Raw genomic sequence first — 17750 nt, 5'->3', positions numbered from 1 at the left:
GAGCTGTCATGAAAAGGACTCTCTTATACTGTGTTGCCACATTATCCACCGCAGTACCTGCGCTAGCTGCAGGTGTCGATAATTGGCAGGTCGAAGGTCTACATGGTGAAATTCATGTGAGTGGCTCTTTAATTGAAGCACCTTGCACATTGGATATGGCATCGGCATGGCAAGAAGTCTCTCTTGGTGACGTTGGCGCTTACCACTTACGTAAACCCGGTAACCAAGCGGAGCCAGTCCCTTTCACACTCCTATTTCGTGATTGTATTCGTACACAAAGTGTTCTTTATGATCAACGAACGGACACACCAACATGGAGTGAAATGCAACCTATTGTGACGGTGTCATTTGTTGCGCCTGCGGATCCTTATTATCCCGAGATGTTAGCAGTAAAAGGTGTCTCGGGCTTAGCGCTAAAAATCACTGACAAACAAAACAATAATATTCGCTTAGGAACTCGCGGACGACCTCAATTTCTTGAACTACCACAAGGTGCATTAACTTACTACGTTACCCCCGTGAGAACACCAGAAAAAATGAGTGAAGGCCGCTTTAGAGCCGTAATGGACTTTAGGGTGAATTATGACTGATTTGAAAAGAAGACAATATCAGCGAGTTGTGTGCATTGCTACGCTCTTATTGGCCACAACAGCCAAAGCAGATTTGCCTCAATCAAGAATCAACCCAGCTGCTAATGCTCGTGCTATCCCAGGGATTGTCTACGTCAATATTAGTGGAACCGTGATTGCACCACCACCATGCATTATTAATGATGGCAATCTTATCGACGTGAATTTTGGTGAAGTAATGAGTACTCGCATTGATGGAACTGCATATAAAAAAGAGGTGCAGTACAGCGTTGAATGTCGAAAAATGCCAGCTAAGTCTATGAAAATGTCCATACAAGGGGGAAGGGCTAACTTTGATACTCAATCCCTTTCTACCAACATTGATGGACTTGGTATTGCGATCCTTTACAACAATCGCAAATTACCCGTTGGACAAACCGTTAATTTTATCTATCCAAATGCACCACAATTCTCTGTTGTGCCTGTTCGCGATCAGACTCAAACCTTAAAAGGTGGTTATTTTGAATCGATTGCAACCCTATTAATTGAATACCAGTGAGAGGAGCCCGTATGTTTCAGCTGAAAAAAAGCAACAGCCTGATAATTAGCCTCTTGCTTATAGCTATAGCCAATATTTCATTGGCCTCTAACATGAAATTATATGGCATTTTACTTGAGCCACCAGCATGTACGATTGAGGATGATAATGTCATTGATGTTTTCTTTGGCAATAACGTGGGAATTCATCGGATCGATGGAATTAATTACACCCAAGACGTCAACTATAAAATGGTTTGTTCTCAAAATACCAAAGGTTGGGTACTCAAGCTCACCGTTGTGGGGCCTCAAAGTGCTTTTGATACTTCAGCGCTGCAAACCAATGTTAATAATTTGGCTATTCGCCTCACTCAGGATGGTAAGCCTTTCGAAATCAATAAATCGATTACGATCACACCAACAACGCCACCTGCAATTCAAGCAGTTCCAATTAAACGTCCCGGAAGCGATCTTCCTGAAGGGGCTTTCTCTGTCACAGCGACACTTTTAGCGGAGTATCAATGATGAACAGACAGTTTAAAAAGCTCATATTCATATTATTGCTTCCATATGCAGGCACTGTTTTTGCCATACCCGATAATTTGCACTTCCACGGTATTTTAGTCGAAGAACCTTGCACGATTAAACCCGGAGATGAATCGGTTAGATTAGATTTTGGTAATGTTCCCGATAAAAACTTATATGCATATGGTCGGACGGTGAGTGAGGCTTTTACTATCAATCTTTCTGAGTGTGACACAAGTATTGGTAAATCTGTCAATGTCACGTTCTTTGGCACTTCTAATCTCGTATTACCGGGCTATCTTGCACTTCAAAATAATAGTAGTGCCACAGGTTTTGCTATCGGTATTGAGGATATTGACGGTACTTTTTTACCCGTTAATACCCAAAGTAACAAATTATCACTGCAAAATGGCACTACTGCATTGAAATTTAAAGCCTATTTAAAAGGCGAGCCTGATGCAATTAGCAACAGAGAAATCAAGCGTGGCCCCTTTAATGCCATTGCGACATTCAAGTTGGATTACGAATAATAAAGAAGGCTATGTATCAATATGAAATGGTTATCCTACCTATTATTCGCCAGTATGGCGACGAGCTCTTTCTCCGCTTCTGCGGCAATTTTTTCCTATATTACTGAAGCAGTAGGAACACCTGCTAATGCTAGATACACTTATGTTATCGAGCGTTGGGATGAAGAAAATGATTATACACCGAGTCCATGCGCAGGCTGGTCAAGATGCTATATCAATATCAATCATAAGCATAATGCAGCCGGTCAGCCGGGTAGTGTTGCAAAAAATTTAGTAGAAGTAACAGGCCTGAGAACAATGAAAGAAGTGAGAGCAAGAGTTCTCCAATCTACAGGATTTCCGATTAGTGGCACCACACAACATGTCGGTGATCCATTGTCAAAAAACCAAGAGTGTGTTGGCCTTTTTTATCAAAATATCCGTTCAGGTTTAGTTGAATCATCTGGATATCTCCTTCCCGGTTCATTATGTGGAATTGCGCCACCACCTGTTGGAGCCTGCCGCATTTCAGAATCGAGCATCAATATCAATTACGGTGACATTGATGAAGTCAATCTGCCCAATGCGACGAAATCAACCACATTTAATGTCACCTGTAATCAGGAAATGTCTGTCATTGTTATTGCTTCCGGCTCTGATAACGGACAGGTAAAACTCCGTAGTGACAATAGCTTGAAAGCAAATTTATATCTAAATAATCGGGTTCCAGGCCAAAATGGTGTGCCTATTCATGTTTCCGCGAATGGAAGCACTCCCGTTCAAATCACATCTGAATTAATCGTCAATGGGCGCGTAAATGCTGGGCCATTCGCGGGTGCAGGCTCTGTTATCTTAACTATGCCTTAATTATTAGGTGATCAATATGTATATGCAAAAAAATAGCGAAAAAATACATTATTTAATCGGACAGCGTGTTTATAAAAAAAGGAAAGAGCTTGGCTATACAGGCTCCGAATTAGCCCTATTACTTGGTGTTAGTCAACAGCAAGTCTCTCGTTATGAAAGAGGGAAAAACAGAGTTGATTTACTGCATCTATTCCAAATAGCAATTGTACTGAATACACCCATGAATTGGTTTTTAGAGGATATTACAGCACAACTTGACTATTTTTTAACTGAACAAAATGAAGTTTCAGTTGATGAAACGCTAAGTACCCTCAATATGCAAGATGCTATTCAATTACGCGCTGAGACAACATTAAATTTACTTGAGTCATGAAAACTTCCTCTGATTTTTGCCAGTCATTTGACTGGCTTTTTTATCTTTATTTCATAAACATTAAAGATATAGCGCTTTACTCGCCACTGTTAATTCCAATTCTTGTTGCACATAACTTAATGTTTGTGATGCTAACAACGCGGTGGCAGTATAAAAATCATGGGCACTTTCTAGCTGCATTATCTCAAGATAACGGTAAGCCCATGGAAGAATATGAATTTCTAAAAAATCACGTAGTAGTTCGGGTTTATGTTCAATAACCCATGCAGTTAGCATAAATAATAAACCAATGTGGTCTTCTGGTTCATTTTGATCTAATTCGATATTGATTTGATTAATGCGTAACCATGCTCTTAATTCAAGCGTTGATATACCAAACATCACATTTTCTTTATCAAGATAAACTGAGCCCCAAGGAGGCACAGGAAGAGCATAAGGCCCAACAAATAAACGCTGATAAGCATTTTCTAATGTTTCTTGCTGTTGTTTGCTTGCTTGAAATAATTTATCAATTTGCTGGCAATCATACTTATCAACAAATGGCCATTCAGCTAACCATTCACTTGAATTAAATAATTCAATTAATTTGCTAACTCGGACATCTGCTGGGTCATAGTAAAAAAGTGCACCTAAGGTTTGCGCGCACAATGAAAAATCAGTCATTAGTTTTTGTTTCATACTCATCCACTTGGTATGTTAAATCGAGATAAAAAATAGGAGAGGAGTACTAATTCTATCAGTGATGGATAATCTGGAACAAGCTTCGTTGCCTTTTATAGGATACTCAATCAAACCTTTAAGAGGTAATCCGAACACTATTGGCACTAACAGTGATAAATGATTGGCTAAACGTCACATTCAAGAGGTGTTAAATAAAGGTGAATTGGTCAATCTTAAAGGTGAAGATGAGCTTCATCTTTATATAACCCTAACTCTGTTGAGACGTTTAAATTACAGATAGCCGAATGTGATGGAGTTATTTTTACAAGCCCTAAATATAATCGTTCAATTATCAATGTATTAAAAAATGTAATTGTTCAAGCCTCACGCCCATTGGGAAATAACGCATGGGATGGATTACCAGTAGGTATTCTCGGCGCCTCAATACATAATATCGGTACAGCTGTTGCACAACAACATCTACGTAATATTCTAGTGTATTTGAATATGCCAACTCTGAATCAGCCTGAATACTTTTTTACGTGGCTTGATGGTATGGTCGATGAACAGTATAATTTTCCCCCTCAAATCAAAGAATTTATACAAGTATGGGCTAATGCCTACGCCGAATTCATCGAGAAAATTTCAGCTAAATAACTCTTTTTTATAATAAGTGAGCAACATTCGCCTATTAATATCTATTTAATAATCTGAATTTAGTCACTTCAATATAATAAATATAACTAATCATCGTGACAGCGTTTCTTCGTATACTAATTTATCCCCAAAAATTAACCGATTTTAGTCTAATTTAAATGAAGATGGTTTACAGAAGGGTTTGTTAAGCGATGTCAGAGATAAAAAACAACTAAGTAAATTTACCGAGAGCGATGCGTTTATTTAGCTATAAATTAATATCTAATTAGGTGTTTAAAGACCCATTTTCGAAAAGTATAAAAGTGAGATATCGATGATATTGATTTATTTTTTTATTTTCAGTAAGAAAAGCATCTTATTGGTTTAAAATGAAAAAGTTTTCAATAAGAAGCAGCCACTGCCGATTTTAGTATAATAGATTGAATTTAAATGCTCTTCATTCCATCCGTCAATAGATTATTATCAATTCTAGCAATATGAGTTACTAAGTTTTTTCTGCGAGTAATTATCAGCTTTTTAGACATGCCTCCTTAACTCACATCAAATCTTTCATGATTAAAATTACTTCTATTATTCATTAGGCGCTAAAATATATAGGTACATCATATATCCGTTATACTTCACGTTATGCCTAACAATACAGCTCGAAGTATGATGCATATAAATACAAATCTTTCATTAAAGTGAAAAAGGGTTTTATTATGTCAAATCAATATCAAATTGGCGTTGTTGTTGGTAGCCTGCGTTCTGACTCATACAATAAGAAGGTCGCTGAAGCACTGATTAAGCTATTCCCTAGTCATTTCACGTTTAAGTTCATTGATATCAGTACACTGCCTTTATATAACCAAGATGCAGATCAACAAGTTCCTGCCACTGTTGTGGAATTTAAATCACAAGTCGCACAGAGTGATGGCATTATCTTTGTCACCCCTGAATATAACCGTTCAATTCCTGGCGTATTAAAAAATGCAATTGATCAAGGTTCACGCCCATGGGGAGATAACTCATGGAATGGAAAACCCGCAGGTGTTCTGGGTGTTTCTGTTGGTAATATCAGTACCGCAATCGCTCAACAGCATTTACGTAATAGCCTAGCATTTTTAAATATGCCAACGCTTAATCAGCCAGAATGTTTTCTAAAATGGTTTGATGGGATGGTCGATGAACAGCATAATTTCGCGCAAAAAAGCAAAGACTTTCTTCAAGCATGGGTTGATGCTTATGCACAATTCGTTGAGAAAAACGTGGCACGTTAATCGCTTAACAGGTTATTGATGAAAGGCGGGAGTACCCGCCTTTTCTTACTATGCCAAAAAGGTCTGAATAGTTAACGACCAGCTTTAAGCTTTTGGAAATACTCTTCATAAAGAATATTGGTATCGCCTACATCACTCTGCCATTCACCTTTTTTCAATATCTCTTCACTTGGATAAAGTGAAGGATCATTAGCAATGTCCGCTGGCAGCATGTTCTTTGCTGCAAGATTTGGCGTTGGATAACCAATAGATTCAGCAACTTGAGCAGCAATTTCTGGACGTAATAAGAAGTTAATTAGCTTATGAGCGCCTTCTGGATTTTTCGCATTAGCTGGGATCGCTAGGCTATCCATCCAAAAAATACCGCCCTCTTTTGGCCATATAACTTCGATAGGCAAGCCTGCTTGACGAGCAACAAAGGCAGAGCCATTCCATAACATCCCCACATCGACCTCTCCTTCAATAAAAGGAGTCGCTGGGTTATCTGAATTAAAGGCCAAAATATTGGGACGTAATTTTTGCAGCTCTTGATACGCTTCTTCAATTTGTTTAGAGTCAGTCGTATTACCGGAATAGCCAAGCTTAGTCAGCGCCACTTGGAATACTTCTCGAGCATCATCCATCATCAATAGGCTATTTTTATATTCTGGCTTCCAGAAATCAGCCCATGAGGTCACTGCACCCTCTTCAACGGCATCGCTATTAATACCAATACCAGTTGCTCCCCAGATATAGGGAATAGAAAAATCATTTTGCGGGTCAAACTCTTTATGAAGTAAATTCGGGTCGAGATTTTTAAAGTTGCTTAGTTGGCCTTTATCAATTTTTTGCAGCATCCCCTCTTTACTCATTTTGGAAATAAAGTAAGTAGAAGGAACCACCAAGTCATAAGCACCTTCTTTATAGGTCTTTAGCTTGGTATACATGCTTTCATTCGATTCATAAGTGGAGTAAATAACCTTGATCCCAGTTTCTTTTGTAAATTGTTCTAATAAACCTGGGGGAACGTATTCTGTCCAGTTATAGAAATACAGCACGTCTTTCTTTTCATCAGCGGCGGTTGCCATGCCAATACTTGCAGCCATCAAACCAGCCACGAGCAGATAGGACCATTTTTTCATTACTGAGCTTTCCTCACAAAGTGTTTGCTTATACCTGCCATATTTCAAGTCACTTTCAGCACGTATGCATATAACTCGAATTATTTTGTGTATACATATCTTATAGGCTCTTAGAGCCCACCCTCTTCGCCATATGGCATAATTATATTACGAGCTACTCGGCTAAGCCGTTTCACCATTGTTACAACACTATGCTCAAAATAATTCGAGCTACATACACTCACCCCTTATGCAGCCTCAAATATAATAAACATAAACGCTATTTTGAAATCTTCGAGACCTTGTCTCGCATTACCCACTGACTCAAACAAACTAATATTAGCGACATCAACAGCAAAATAGTTGCAAGTGCATTAACCTCAGGAGATACGCCTACTTTTACCATTGAATAAATTTTCAAAGGTAAAATTTCATAGCTTGGCCCTGTCACAAAAGAGGAAACTACCACATCGTCCATTGATAATGTGAAGCTCAATAACCACCCAGCAACCACAGCAGGTAATGCTAAAGGCAAAATAATTTTACGTAAAATCGTAAATTCACCAGCACCAAGATCACGTGCCGCTTCTAGCATTTTCACATCAAAATCTTTTAGTCTTGCATACACAGTAACGACAACAAAAGGTAAACAAAAGGTGATATGCGAAAAGAGTAATGTCCAAAACCCAAGGGAAACACCTAGGATCATAAACAATACTAATAACGATATCGCCATCACAATGTCAGGTGACATCATGACAACAAACAGCATTCCACCAACAAAGGGCTTGCCTCTGAAACGATAACGAAAAAGTGCAACTGCCGTTAATGTACCGATAATTGTCGCGAATGTTGCTGATATAACAGCCATCGTTAACGAATGACCAGCGGCCTGTAATAAGCTGTCATTATTCATCAGTAGTTCATACCATTTGGTTGAAAACCCTTGCCAATTAATCCCAAAACGAGATTCATTAAAAGAGTTAACAATTAAAATGATAATTGGAATATAAAGATAAGCGTAGATGATAGCCATAAAGCCACCACGCAACGTGCGACCGATCATTCTTCATACGCCTTTTTATTCAGTAGCCTAGCAGCTCGATAATATACATACAGCAACAGTCCCATCATGACGGTTAAAAAGATACTGGTTGCGGCACCAAACGGCCAATCACGGATATTCAGGAATTGACTCTTAATAACATTACCTATCAAGAGATTTCTCGCTCCGCCCATCAAGTCTGAGACATAAAACAGCCCCATCGCAGGCAATAAAACTAACAGGCAGCCAGCAATAATTCCCGGCATAGTCAGCGGGATAATGATTTTCAAAAATCGCTGGAATTTATTCGCACCGAGGTCTCTTGCTGCTTCCAAATAAGATTTATCAAGTTTTTCGATGCTAGAATAAAGTGGCATCACCATAAAGGGTAATAAGATATAGATAAGCCCTAAAACAACGGCTTCTGGTGTATATAGAATGCGTATCGGTTTATCGATCAGGCCTATCCACAGTAAAAAGTCATTTAAATACCCTTTGGTACTTAAAAACACTTTAAGCCCATAGATACGGATTAATGAATTGGTCCAAAAAGGCACAATCAATAAAAATAGCATCAAGGGTTGTAACCGTTTAGGCAGTTTGGCCAGTATAAACGCGAAGGGATAGCCAATAATCAAGCAGAAAAAAGTAGCGATCAATGCCATATTTAACGAGTGAAGCATGACTTCTGCATACATGGGGTCAGACAAACGAATATAGTTATCCCATGTAAAAATCATATCAACCAGATTGGCATCACTGCGAGTGAGAAAGCTAGCACCGATGATCATGACATTAGGTAAGAACACAAATAGTACCAACCAAGCCACGACACCAGTAATGATGACATTTTGGAGGATTTTGTGTTTACGCGTGATCATCCAGTACCACCTCCCAGCTTTCAACCCACGTCACCGCAACTTTTTGGTTTAAAGAATGGTCGACATCGGGATCATCTTCATTAAAGAATTCACTGACCATAATAATCTTACCATTGTCCATTTCTACAACAGAGTCTAGTGTCATACCTTTATAGTTACGTTCACGAACATAACCAATCAAACCTGGGTAGCTCTCTGTATCATTCACCTCTTCTACGCGTAAATCTTCAGGGCGTAATAGGACATTAATAGATTGCCCTTCATTAACAGGTAGCGTGGTAAAAATGTCACATTCATGCCCTTCTACATTGGCACGAATACGTTTTTCATCAATGCGATACAATACTTTCGTATCAAAAATATTAATCTCACCGATAAACTGAGCCACAAACAGATTTTTAGGTTCCTCATAAATTTCACGAGGTGTACCATCTTGCTCAATTTTACCTTCACGCATCACAATAATGCGATCAGACATGGCAAGCGCTTCTTCTTGATCATGAGTGACAAAAATAAAAGTGATACCGAGTTTACGTTGAAGTGCTTTTAACTCATTTTGCATCTGTTTACGCAGCTTATAATCAAGCGCAGACAAGGATTCATCCAGCAGAAGAACTTTGGGTCGATTAACAACAGCCCGAGCAATCGCAACACGCTGCTGCTGCCCACCCGATAGCTGGTTTGGTCGACGTTGTGCAAAATCTTCCAGTTGAACCATCTGCAATGCTTGATCGACCCGCTTTTGAATTTCATCAGCAGCTGTTTTTTGCATACGCAAGCCAAAAGCAACATTTTCGAAAACGGTCATGTGCGGGAACAAGGCATAACTTTGGAATACCGTATTCACAAAGCGCTGCTCTGCTGGGATATCAGTAATATCCTGACCATCTAGAATGATAATGCCTTCATCAACATCTTCTAGGCCAGCAATTAGGCGTAAAACTGTCGTTTTGCCACAGCCAGAAGGCCCTAAAATGGTTAAAAACTCACCATTTCGGATGGTTAAGTCAAGCTCAGAAATAATTTGTTTGCCATCAAAAGCTTTATTTAATGCTTTCAATTCGACGAGTGGTGTCAGAGAGGTTGTCTCAGTCATTTATATTACACTCTATCCCTATGAATAATGCAGATAGAATCGCCACTGTTAAAGACTGCATAAGCTTATCGGAGATATACCTAATTACTTCCCCAGCAAAGCCCAAACCAGTAGCGCCATTTAAATTTCATTAAGTTGTGCATGATAAACACAGTTAGTAAAAATTGAAAGCCATTTTCAGCACTTCGTTTGCCTTTCATTATGAAAATCCAATGAAATAATCGTATTTTTGATAAAAATAAGCAACTTAACAAAATATATGGCGTATCTGTGTGTATTTATAGGTTTTCGTAAAAAAGAAAGAAACCATCGTTAAGTTAAATTTTTAGAATTCATTAAGTTGAAGTAAATATTATCAATATTTATAAAGTTGATGATATGGCTAAAATAGTTGAAATTGTATAAATGTAGGCGACAAGGGAAGATAGGCGAGGAGCATAGATAAACACTGTGACTCGACTGGCTGAGCGTAGTCAACAACTATGCAGATTGAAGTATGACGAGTATGTATCATTTAAATTTCAATAATAGATACCCCATAACATTAATAACAAACATTCAAAATAAAAATTATTATTTTTGTGATTTTTAACGTTTTTTTCAATATAAAAATATTTTATCTCAATAACATTAATCAATGTCATGTTATTGAATGGATATTCTTTAATATAATAAAATTATTAATATTTACTATCATTGAATTTAATTTCATTTTTAACAATCTGTATACTTATAAAACCATATAACCATCTTGTCATGAAATTTTATTCAAAATAAATACATGTCCTCTTGGGCATATTTTAGGTCATATCCAAAGTTATTCGAGTGAATGCTAAAAACTCGATATATTGCGGGTATATTCGATTGGATTAATCTGGAGTGAGCAAAATGCCTAATAAAGAGAAAGCGTTTTTCTATCAAAATCCCTATCCTTTATCCGAGGATAAAACTGAATATTATCAGCTAACAGATAAATATGTTTCTCTCCAGCCATTTAATGGTAAAAACATACTAAAGATTGAGCCTGAAGCCTTAACTATGCTTGCTCAACAGGCTATCTATGACTCCCAATTTTTCTTAAGAGCTGCACACCAAAAGCAAGTTGCTGCAATATTGTCAGATCCTGAAGCAAGTGATAATGACAAATATGTTGCTTTACAACTGCTACGTAATGCGGAAATTTCTGCGAAAGGTATTTTACCAAATTGCCAAGATACAGGAACCACGACTATTGTTGCTAAAAAGGGGCAGCAAATTTGGACTGATTGTAATGATGCAGAGTTACTATCTCGTGGTGTTTATAACGTATTCAAGCAAGAAAACCTGCGTTTCTCTCAGAATGCAGCTTTAGATATGTATACTGAAATTAATACAGATACTAATTTACCCGCCCAAATAGATATCTTTGCTACTGAGGGGGATGAATATCATTTTTTATTTGTTAATAAAGGTGCAGGCTCTGCCAATAAATCAGCACTATTTCAAGAAACAAAAACCATTTTGGAACCGAATAAACTCAAAGCCTTCTTGATTGAAAAAATGAAAGCATTGGGAACAACGGCATGCCCACCTTATCATATTGCTTTTGTAATTGGAGGAACCTCCGCAGAAGCGACATTGAAAGCGACAAAGCTGGCTTCAACAAAATATTATGATAATTTGCCGACATCAGGTAACGAGCATGGGCAAGCTTTTCGTGATGTTGAATTAGAAGAGGCATTATTAGAAGCCACTCGCCACTTCGGCTTTGGTGCACAATTCGGTGGTAAATATTTTGCTCATGACGTTAGGGTTATTCGTTTACCTCGCCATGGTGGCTCTTGCCCAATTGGTCTAGCAATCTCCTGCTCATCCGATCGCAATATAAAAGCAAAAATCACCAAAGAAGGGTTATGGATTGAGAAGATGGAACACAATCCAGCTCAATATATTCCTGAATCAATGCGCAAAAAGAATGAAGCTCAGGTTGTACACATTGACCTTAATCAGCCAATGAAAAATATTTTAGCAGAGTTGAGTAAACATCCTGTTTCAACACGAGTTTCATTAAGTGGTCCATTAATCATTGCGCGTGATATTGCTCATATGAAGCTTAAAGAGCGCTTAGATAATGGTGAGGATCTACCACAATACATCAAAGACCATATGGTTTATTACGCAGGTCCTGCAAAAAAACCAGAGGATAAAGTATCGGGATCATTAGGACCAACAACAGGAAACCGTATGGATCCTTATGTAGACCTATTTCAGTCACGTGGTGGCAGTATGCTAATGCTGGCAAAAGGTAACCGTACACAGTCAGTCACAGATGCCTGTAAAAAACATGGTGGTTTTTATTTAGGTAGCATTGGTGGCTCAGCGGCTATTTTGGCACAAGAGTATGTAAAAAGTTTGAGTTGTCTTGAGTATCCCGAATTAGGGATGGAAGCGGTGTGGAAAATGGAAGTCGAAGGGCTACCTGCATTCATTCTTGTTGATGACAAAGGTAATAATTTCTTTGAGCAAGTACAGGATCAAACCTGTAAAAATTGTATCAAATAAATCTATACCAACTAAGCTTTAGGTCACTCAGGTTATTTAAAGTATTATCACCAACGGCGACTCGGTAAAATAGTCGCCGTTTGAAATATAATGCATCAAAAAAATTTAACTTACTTATTTTTTGGTGTTTTTTAATCAGCGTGACATGTCACATTTTTCTGTAACTCACTGTTTAAAAACCTGATAGTATTATTTACTTATCAATCTAATTAGTTTTCAACTTTTAATTATCATGCAATATAATTTATCGGTTAAATATTTAACCAAATAAAAATCATTAATAATAATTTATTCTAACAATCGTTGATGCACTAAATGGCCCCGTTGATACCTCGCTAGTTTTCTTAATTGAGGCATGATAATTACGAGTAACTGAAGTACTACCAAGTGGTAAATTACCAAAAAATTGGAAATAGTTAAATTTGATTGCTTGACTTTTATCATCAAGAATCGTTAAGTTTGTTCCATTCCTTAAATCAATTGCATATTGGCCGTTTAGTTTATCGGTTGTCTCGAAATTAATATTCATTGAAAAATTATCTAAACATCCTCTTTTCACTGCCTGTACTTGAAACTCCTTTTTAAATTCTTTTCCTTGATTGAGTTCAGTGATCATAAGTTGGCCAAAGTCTATTTGCTGAGTTTCAGGATATACTTTGATATCCGCACCACATTTCAAGAAACGGATCCCTCGTAATCCTGAGATTGAATATCTTAAGTTTTTTGCACCTGGGGTGGTGTTAATACCACCACTACCATCAAATTGAAATACCGTAAATTGGTTATCCCCTGTATAGTTTCCTGACTGCGGAACTATACCCGTGACCTTAACATAAAGTGTAAATGTTACCGTAATTGTCACACTTTGCCCTTTGCGAATAGGATTACTTCCGAGGTTTACTTTTTGCTTATCCTGCTCGAGTTGCTGACCTTGATAATTAGCGCCTAACAATAAGCCAGTACCAAGCTTTTGAGATGTCGGGTTAAAGTACATATGAACAACATCCACCGCACTGCCTAATACGTTATCGCAGTAGACCGTTACAGTCAGTGGATCTGACTGCCAAATAATAGATCCAGCAGGTGTATCTGAAGGGATAGCTAATTGCCCTACGGGAACGGGGGGTTTTATTACAACTCCAGTTCCAGCCTCTACGCAATCTAATGCAAATGATTTTGTACTTACGAATACCAATAGCAATAATAAATAAAAACTACTTTGCTTGATTAGTCTGTGTATCATGTTTTATACACCTTATTAAAGGTAGATAATTTGCAATGTAATTTGCGTTTTAATATTACCCACTGTTAAATCGTTTCTTGGAAGATAGCTTTCTAACATCGAGTAAATCGTAATTTGCTGGTTATCATCAAAGTAAATAGGATAATTGCGATATTCTCCATTTGGAATAATATGACTATTTTGATCCATTAATCGAATGCCATATCCATGTAATATGGTTTTACCACCAAATAAATTTCGGTCGTTACTCTTCGTTGGCTCAGAAATAAATATTATCCGAATAATAGGTTCTTTATCATTACGTCCAAATGAAGGGAAGATACAATCATCAAATTTTAGTTTAATCTCCTGCTTGGGACTTCTATCTCCAATTTCATTAAAATAATTTAAAGAAATCGGCCCTAAATCAATATTCTGATCTAATGATGAAAACGTTATTTTACAAGGTAGAGAAACTACTTTACCTGTAAAATTAAGATCACCTTTCATCATGCTACTATCGGCATAAACATGGCCCATAAAAAGCAATAAAATGAAAAAGTATATTGAAATGAAGCAATTTCTCATTTGTCGGATCCTATTAACTTTCTTTAGCGGACTGACATATGGATGCGGCACATTGATAAGTCAACATTTTCATACCACCATAATCATCCATATAACCTGTATAAAGCTGGTTAAAATTTGTTGAAGGCACAGTAATATTTTCTTTTGACATTGGTGCAATCATGACACTTTCAAACCCCGGAAAATTGCTATTTTCATTACTGCTTAAATATCCCAATGTGACATAATATTTAGTTGGGTTTTCAATTAATAAATTAGTGCCTGTGTGGGTATATTTCAGTTCTTTTGCCCAAACTTTATCACTATTATTCTCAATTTGAGGTGGTCGATAAAACATTTTTAATCGGCTTTGAATCGCGATTTGCATAACGTTTTCTTTTTCAGTAACAGGCGGAATTTCTCGTACATTCAAATAAAATAAAGACTCTCTATCTTGAGGTAATTTATCTAACCCTTGAGTGGTAATAATTTTTATTTGATTTTTAGTATTTGGCTCAACGCGTTGCATTGGAGGTAAAACAGTGAATGGTTCAGCAACCTTATTCCCTTTTTCATCCTCCATCCATGATTGAGCCAGGTATGGCATCGTTTTACTTTGGTTATTAATCACCAAGCTAACAGATTTATCTTTACCAGAAAAAATGATCCTTGTGCGGTCTATATTTATTGCTGCGGTTGCTGTTTGTACAAGCATAAATATTAATGAAAAGCCAACAGAGGCCTTATATAATTTATTCATAATAACATTCCTTTAAAGACAAGGGAGTAAAGCTTTACTTTGCTGTTGCTCAGAAAAATTGGCAAAATTCAAACTGCATTGCTGGCTGCCGCCTGCCCATTTAACGACATATTTTTCAGTTGTATTAATACCGGTTAAATACACAATTCCGCTGTCTGCTATAATTCCAGCTTCTCTACCACTATTAACTTCCGTGACACTCGTCCCTAGCGGTGGATATTTACCGTCTGCTAAACGCACAATCGCTAATACACGTTTACCCTGGTTTGCTTTAATCGTTTGATAACCTATTGCACCTTCTGTGAGTGTTTTTCCAATGATATTGTCATTAACATCCACATCATCAGGTAACGTATTCATATCGATATAAACATCTGAATTCGAGAAACTGTTTAAACTAGTTGCAACTCCTACACCAAAACGGTTAGTAACGGACTGTCCATTATCAATAGAAATGCCCGCGACATCACCACTATCAATCATGACCCGCGGCTCGTTGTTAGTGCCGTTACGATGGAGCGATGCACCATATTTTGTTGCTGTCATTGATCCATACCAGCTGCCACCTAATGAGCGATAGGAATTAATATTTTCAGAGCCGTTAATATTGAGCACACCATATGGGGACGAGTGCTGATAACTACCACTAATGCTAGGTTCCATTCGACCAAGCTCACGCTTATCACCACCAGCACGTAAGCTCCAATAATTGTTATCAATATTCTCACTGTAATATGCGACAGTTTGACCGAAGTCTTTACCGCCATTCGCATATTGCATGTCATAACTTACTGAAGCTCCGCTCTCAAGTGGAATTGAGAAGGAAAGATATATTTGGTTATCATCTGTTTCTTGATATTTAATTTTGTTTAGTGACAATGTAGTTGAAACATTTTTTATCTTGCCTAGATTAAATAATTTACTCAGACTCATACCAAATGTAGTGGTTGATTCACTGTTCCAAAATTGGTGATGAGAAGCATTAAAATAAAGTGTCACATCCAATGGACTAATATATTGATTAAAGGATGCGGTATAGACATTTTTATCTCGCCTAAAATCAAGTACGCCATTCGCAGCATCAATATACTGAGGCATAGTTAAAAACTCTTTTTCAGAGAATTTATATCCAGCAAACGTGACTTGTGAATTTGTTGATTCAAAGCGTTTTGAGTAATTGAGGCGATAACTGTTACCTGAATAAGTACCAAAATTATCTAACGTTGCATGAGTACGCGTGATATCAAATGAGATAGCACCGAACTGATTCATATTTTGCCCAATCCCTAAGTTTATTGCCTGATAATCGTTATTACTAACAGTTGCTATCAAACCACCAAACAGCGAGGTATTACTCAATATCCCATACGAAACTTCACCCGAGATAAAACGAGGTTCTATACGTTGTGATCGCCCAAATGGACTCGACTTTCCTGCTGCGAATTTATATAAAAATTGACCTTGTCGAGTTAAAAAAGGTAACGATGTGGCAGTCACCTGATAAGTTGTTTTAGAACCATCATCTTCTTCTATCGTAACATCAAGCGTTCCTTGCACAGCCTCAGTAATATCTTGAATATTAAAAGGGCCAGGTGCGACTCTAGTTTGTTTAATTACACGCCCATTTTGAGAAATAATGACCGTTGCATTTGTTTGTGCAATCCCTGTAATTTGTGGTGCATAACCGCGCAACGAAGGAGGTAACATTCGATTATCGCTAAAAAATGATGCGCCAAGAAAACGAAAACTATCGAATAGATCTGTTCTAAGATAAGACTCCCCTAATAAGACTTTTGCTCCTAATTCAGGAAATGCCCTAAATGCATAAAGCTGAGTCCAATCAAATCGTTCATTAGTTTTTCCCTGAGAACGATTATATTGGTATTGATAATCAGCACGAAAACGCCAAGCGCCTAAGTTAGCACCAGTAGTACCATTACTGCTCGCACTAAATGTTTCACTATTATTTTTCGGCGCAGAATAATTTGCGAATAGATTATAATCAAGAAATGCGCCTGTTATTCCATTTTCCCATTGAGATGGAGGTACCCAATAAGGGTCATCATATTCAAGCCATGCTTGAGGTACGGAAAATAAAATATTTTGGTTTGCTTTGTCGAAACGATAATTAATATCAGCTGATTTAGGTAATTCTATACATTCAGTATTATTATTCTGTAAAATTTGTTCTTTTATTGTTTTTTTCAATGCGAAAAGATTAATTATTTCAGGGGTAATGCAAAGTGCCGAAGTATCTTTGTTTTGCTCAATAAACTTGATCAAATATTGACCTGAAAGTTTACGCCCATTTAATGTTATATCGGTGAGATATTCACCTGGTGGAACAAAATCAGGATTAGAGAACTGGCTTAGATCAATATTATCTCTATCCTTCGCATCAATAATATTCATATTAAATTCTACTGCCTTAGACACACCCGATATACTTAGTGCAAGCAGAATAGAAAATAATATTTTATTCATTTTGAATTGATACGATAACGACATGATATTTCCAGTCAAAAAGGTAAACAAATTAAAAAATCAACAAAATAACAGGCAAATAATTGCCTGTTATTTTG

The 17750-nt window shown here is 37.3% G+C and carries 17 protein-coding genes and 1 pseudogene; 9 read left to right on the top strand and 9 right to left on the bottom strand.

Annotated features, from left to right (window positions below; genetic code table 11):
- The first annotated feature begins 8 nt into the window (after window positions 1-8).
- The 6 genes from OOA_RS11915 to OOA_RS11890 are packed head-to-tail and all read left to right on the top strand — an operon-like array spanning window position 9 to window position 3380.
- Window positions 9-590, top strand: a complete 582-nt coding sequence (locus OOA_RS11915; protein WP_008912399.1) for a fimbrial protein — start codon at window positions 9-11, stop codon at window positions 588-590.
- Window positions 583-1128 (top strand): fimbrial protein, encoded by a 546-nt coding sequence (locus OOA_RS11910; RefSeq protein WP_008912398.1) that lies wholly within the window; start codon window positions 583-585, stop codon window positions 1126-1128. The genes OOA_RS11915 and OOA_RS11910 overlap by 8 nt, the downstream gene beginning before the upstream one ends.
- An 11-nt stretch (window positions 1129-1139) precedes the next feature.
- Complete coding sequence (locus OOA_RS11905; protein WP_008912397.1) at window positions 1140-1631, top strand: fimbrial protein; 492 nt, start codon at window positions 1140-1142, stop codon at window positions 1629-1631.
- Window positions 1631-2161: a fimbrial protein gene (locus OOA_RS11900; protein ID WP_040691541.1), complete on the top strand. Its 531-nt coding sequence runs from the start codon at window positions 1631-1633 to the stop codon at window positions 2159-2161. Before OOA_RS11905 ends, OOA_RS11900 begins: the two co-directional genes overlap by 1 nt.
- Before the next feature lie 21 nt (window positions 2162-2182).
- On the top strand, window positions 2183-3007 hold the full coding sequence (locus tag OOA_RS11895) for an MrpH family fimbial adhesin (RefSeq protein WP_008912395.1): 825 nt from the start codon (window positions 2183-2185) through the stop codon (window positions 3005-3007).
- A 16-nt stretch (window positions 3008-3023) separates the two neighbouring features.
- A complete protein-coding gene (locus OOA_RS11890) occupies window positions 3024-3380 on the top strand; it encodes a helix-turn-helix domain-containing protein (protein ID WP_008912394.1) in 357 nt (118 codons plus the stop codon).
- Window positions 3381-3440: 60 nt separating this feature from the next.
- On the opposite strand, the gene dmsD is transcribed toward OOA_RS11890, so the two are convergent.
- Entirely contained in the window at window positions 3441-4058 is a 618-nt protein-coding gene (gene dmsD / locus OOA_RS11885; RefSeq protein WP_008912393.1) for a Tat proofreading chaperone DmsD, read from the bottom strand.
- 255 nt (window positions 4059-4313) lie between these two features.
- On the opposite strand from dmsD, the pseudogene OOA_RS11880 reads away from it, so the two are divergent.
- Window positions 4314-4697 (top strand): annotated as a pseudogene (locus tag OOA_RS11880) (NADPH-dependent FMN reductase); the annotation flags it as partial.
- Between the two features lie 701 nt (window positions 4698-5398).
- On the top strand, window positions 5399-5956 hold the full coding sequence (locus OOA_RS11875) for an NADPH-dependent FMN reductase (RefSeq protein WP_008912391.1): 558 nt from the start codon (window positions 5399-5401) through the stop codon (window positions 5954-5956).
- 71 nt (window positions 5957-6027) lie between these two features.
- Here OOA_RS11875 and potD read toward each other — a convergent pair whose 3' ends face one another.
- The 4 genes from potD to potA all read right to left on the bottom strand — a co-directional run bounded on the left by potD (window position 6028) and on the right by potA (window position 10078).
- Entirely contained in the window at window positions 6028-7077 is a 1050-nt protein-coding gene (gene potD / locus OOA_RS11870) for a spermidine/putrescine ABC transporter substrate-binding protein PotD (protein ID WP_008912390.1), read from the bottom strand.
- A gap of 259 nt (window positions 7078-7336) precedes the next feature.
- On the bottom strand, window positions 7337-8122 hold the full coding sequence (potC, locus tag OOA_RS11865) for a spermidine/putrescine ABC transporter permease PotC (RefSeq protein ID WP_008912389.1): 786 nt from the start codon (window positions 8120-8122) through the stop codon (window positions 7337-7339).
- Window positions 8119-8982 (bottom strand): spermidine/putrescine ABC transporter permease PotB, encoded by an 864-nt coding sequence (potB, locus tag OOA_RS11860; RefSeq protein ID WP_008912388.1) that lies wholly within the window; start codon window positions 8980-8982, stop codon window positions 8119-8121. Before potB ends, potC begins: the two co-directional genes overlap by 4 nt.
- Window positions 8969-10078, bottom strand: coding sequence for a spermidine/putrescine ABC transporter ATP-binding protein PotA (gene potA, locus OOA_RS11855; protein WP_008912387.1), 1110 nt, complete (start codon window positions 10076-10078; stop codon window positions 8969-8971). The genes potB and potA overlap by 14 nt, the downstream gene beginning before the upstream one ends.
- A gap of 888 nt (window positions 10079-10966) precedes the next feature.
- Here potA and OOA_RS11850 point away from each other — a divergent pair.
- Window positions 10967-12619 (top strand): fumarate hydratase, encoded by a 1653-nt coding sequence (locus tag OOA_RS11850; RefSeq protein ID WP_008912386.1) that lies wholly within the window; start codon window positions 10967-10969, stop codon window positions 12617-12619.
- A gap of 277 nt (window positions 12620-12896) precedes the next feature.
- Here OOA_RS11850 and OOA_RS11845 read toward each other — a convergent pair whose 3' ends face one another.
- From OOA_RS11845 to OOA_RS11830, 4 genes are all read right to left on the bottom strand, one after another.
- Window positions 12897-13862, bottom strand: a complete 966-nt coding sequence (locus OOA_RS11845) for a fimbrial protein (RefSeq protein WP_008912385.1) — start codon at window positions 13860-13862, stop codon at window positions 12897-12899.
- A gap of 15 nt (window positions 13863-13877) precedes the next feature.
- A complete protein-coding gene (locus OOA_RS11840) occupies window positions 13878-14354 on the bottom strand; it encodes a fimbrial protein (protein WP_236611225.1) in 477 nt (158 codons plus the stop codon).
- Window positions 14355-14442: 88 nt separating this feature from the next.
- Window positions 14443-15168 carry a fimbrial biogenesis chaperone gene (locus OOA_RS11835; protein ID WP_008912383.1) on the bottom strand — a complete coding sequence of 242 codons (726 nt, stop codon included), beginning with the start codon at window positions 15166-15168 and terminating at the stop codon, window positions 14443-14445.
- Window positions 15169-15180: 12 nt separating this feature from the next.
- Window positions 15181-17676 carry a fimbria/pilus outer membrane usher protein gene (locus OOA_RS11830; protein ID WP_008912382.1) on the bottom strand — a complete coding sequence of 832 codons (2496 nt, stop codon included), beginning with the start codon at window positions 17674-17676 and terminating at the stop codon, window positions 15181-15183.
- Window positions 17677-17750 lie beyond the last annotated feature (74 nt).

This window comes from Providencia burhodogranariea DSM 19968, assembly GCF_000314855.2.
GTDB classification, from domain to species: domain Bacteria; phylum Pseudomonadota; class Gammaproteobacteria; order Enterobacterales; family Enterobacteriaceae; genus Providencia; species Providencia burhodogranariea.
The sequence above is the reverse complement of the archived record's forward strand: the minus strand, read 5'-3'. Positions and strand labels throughout refer to the sequence as shown.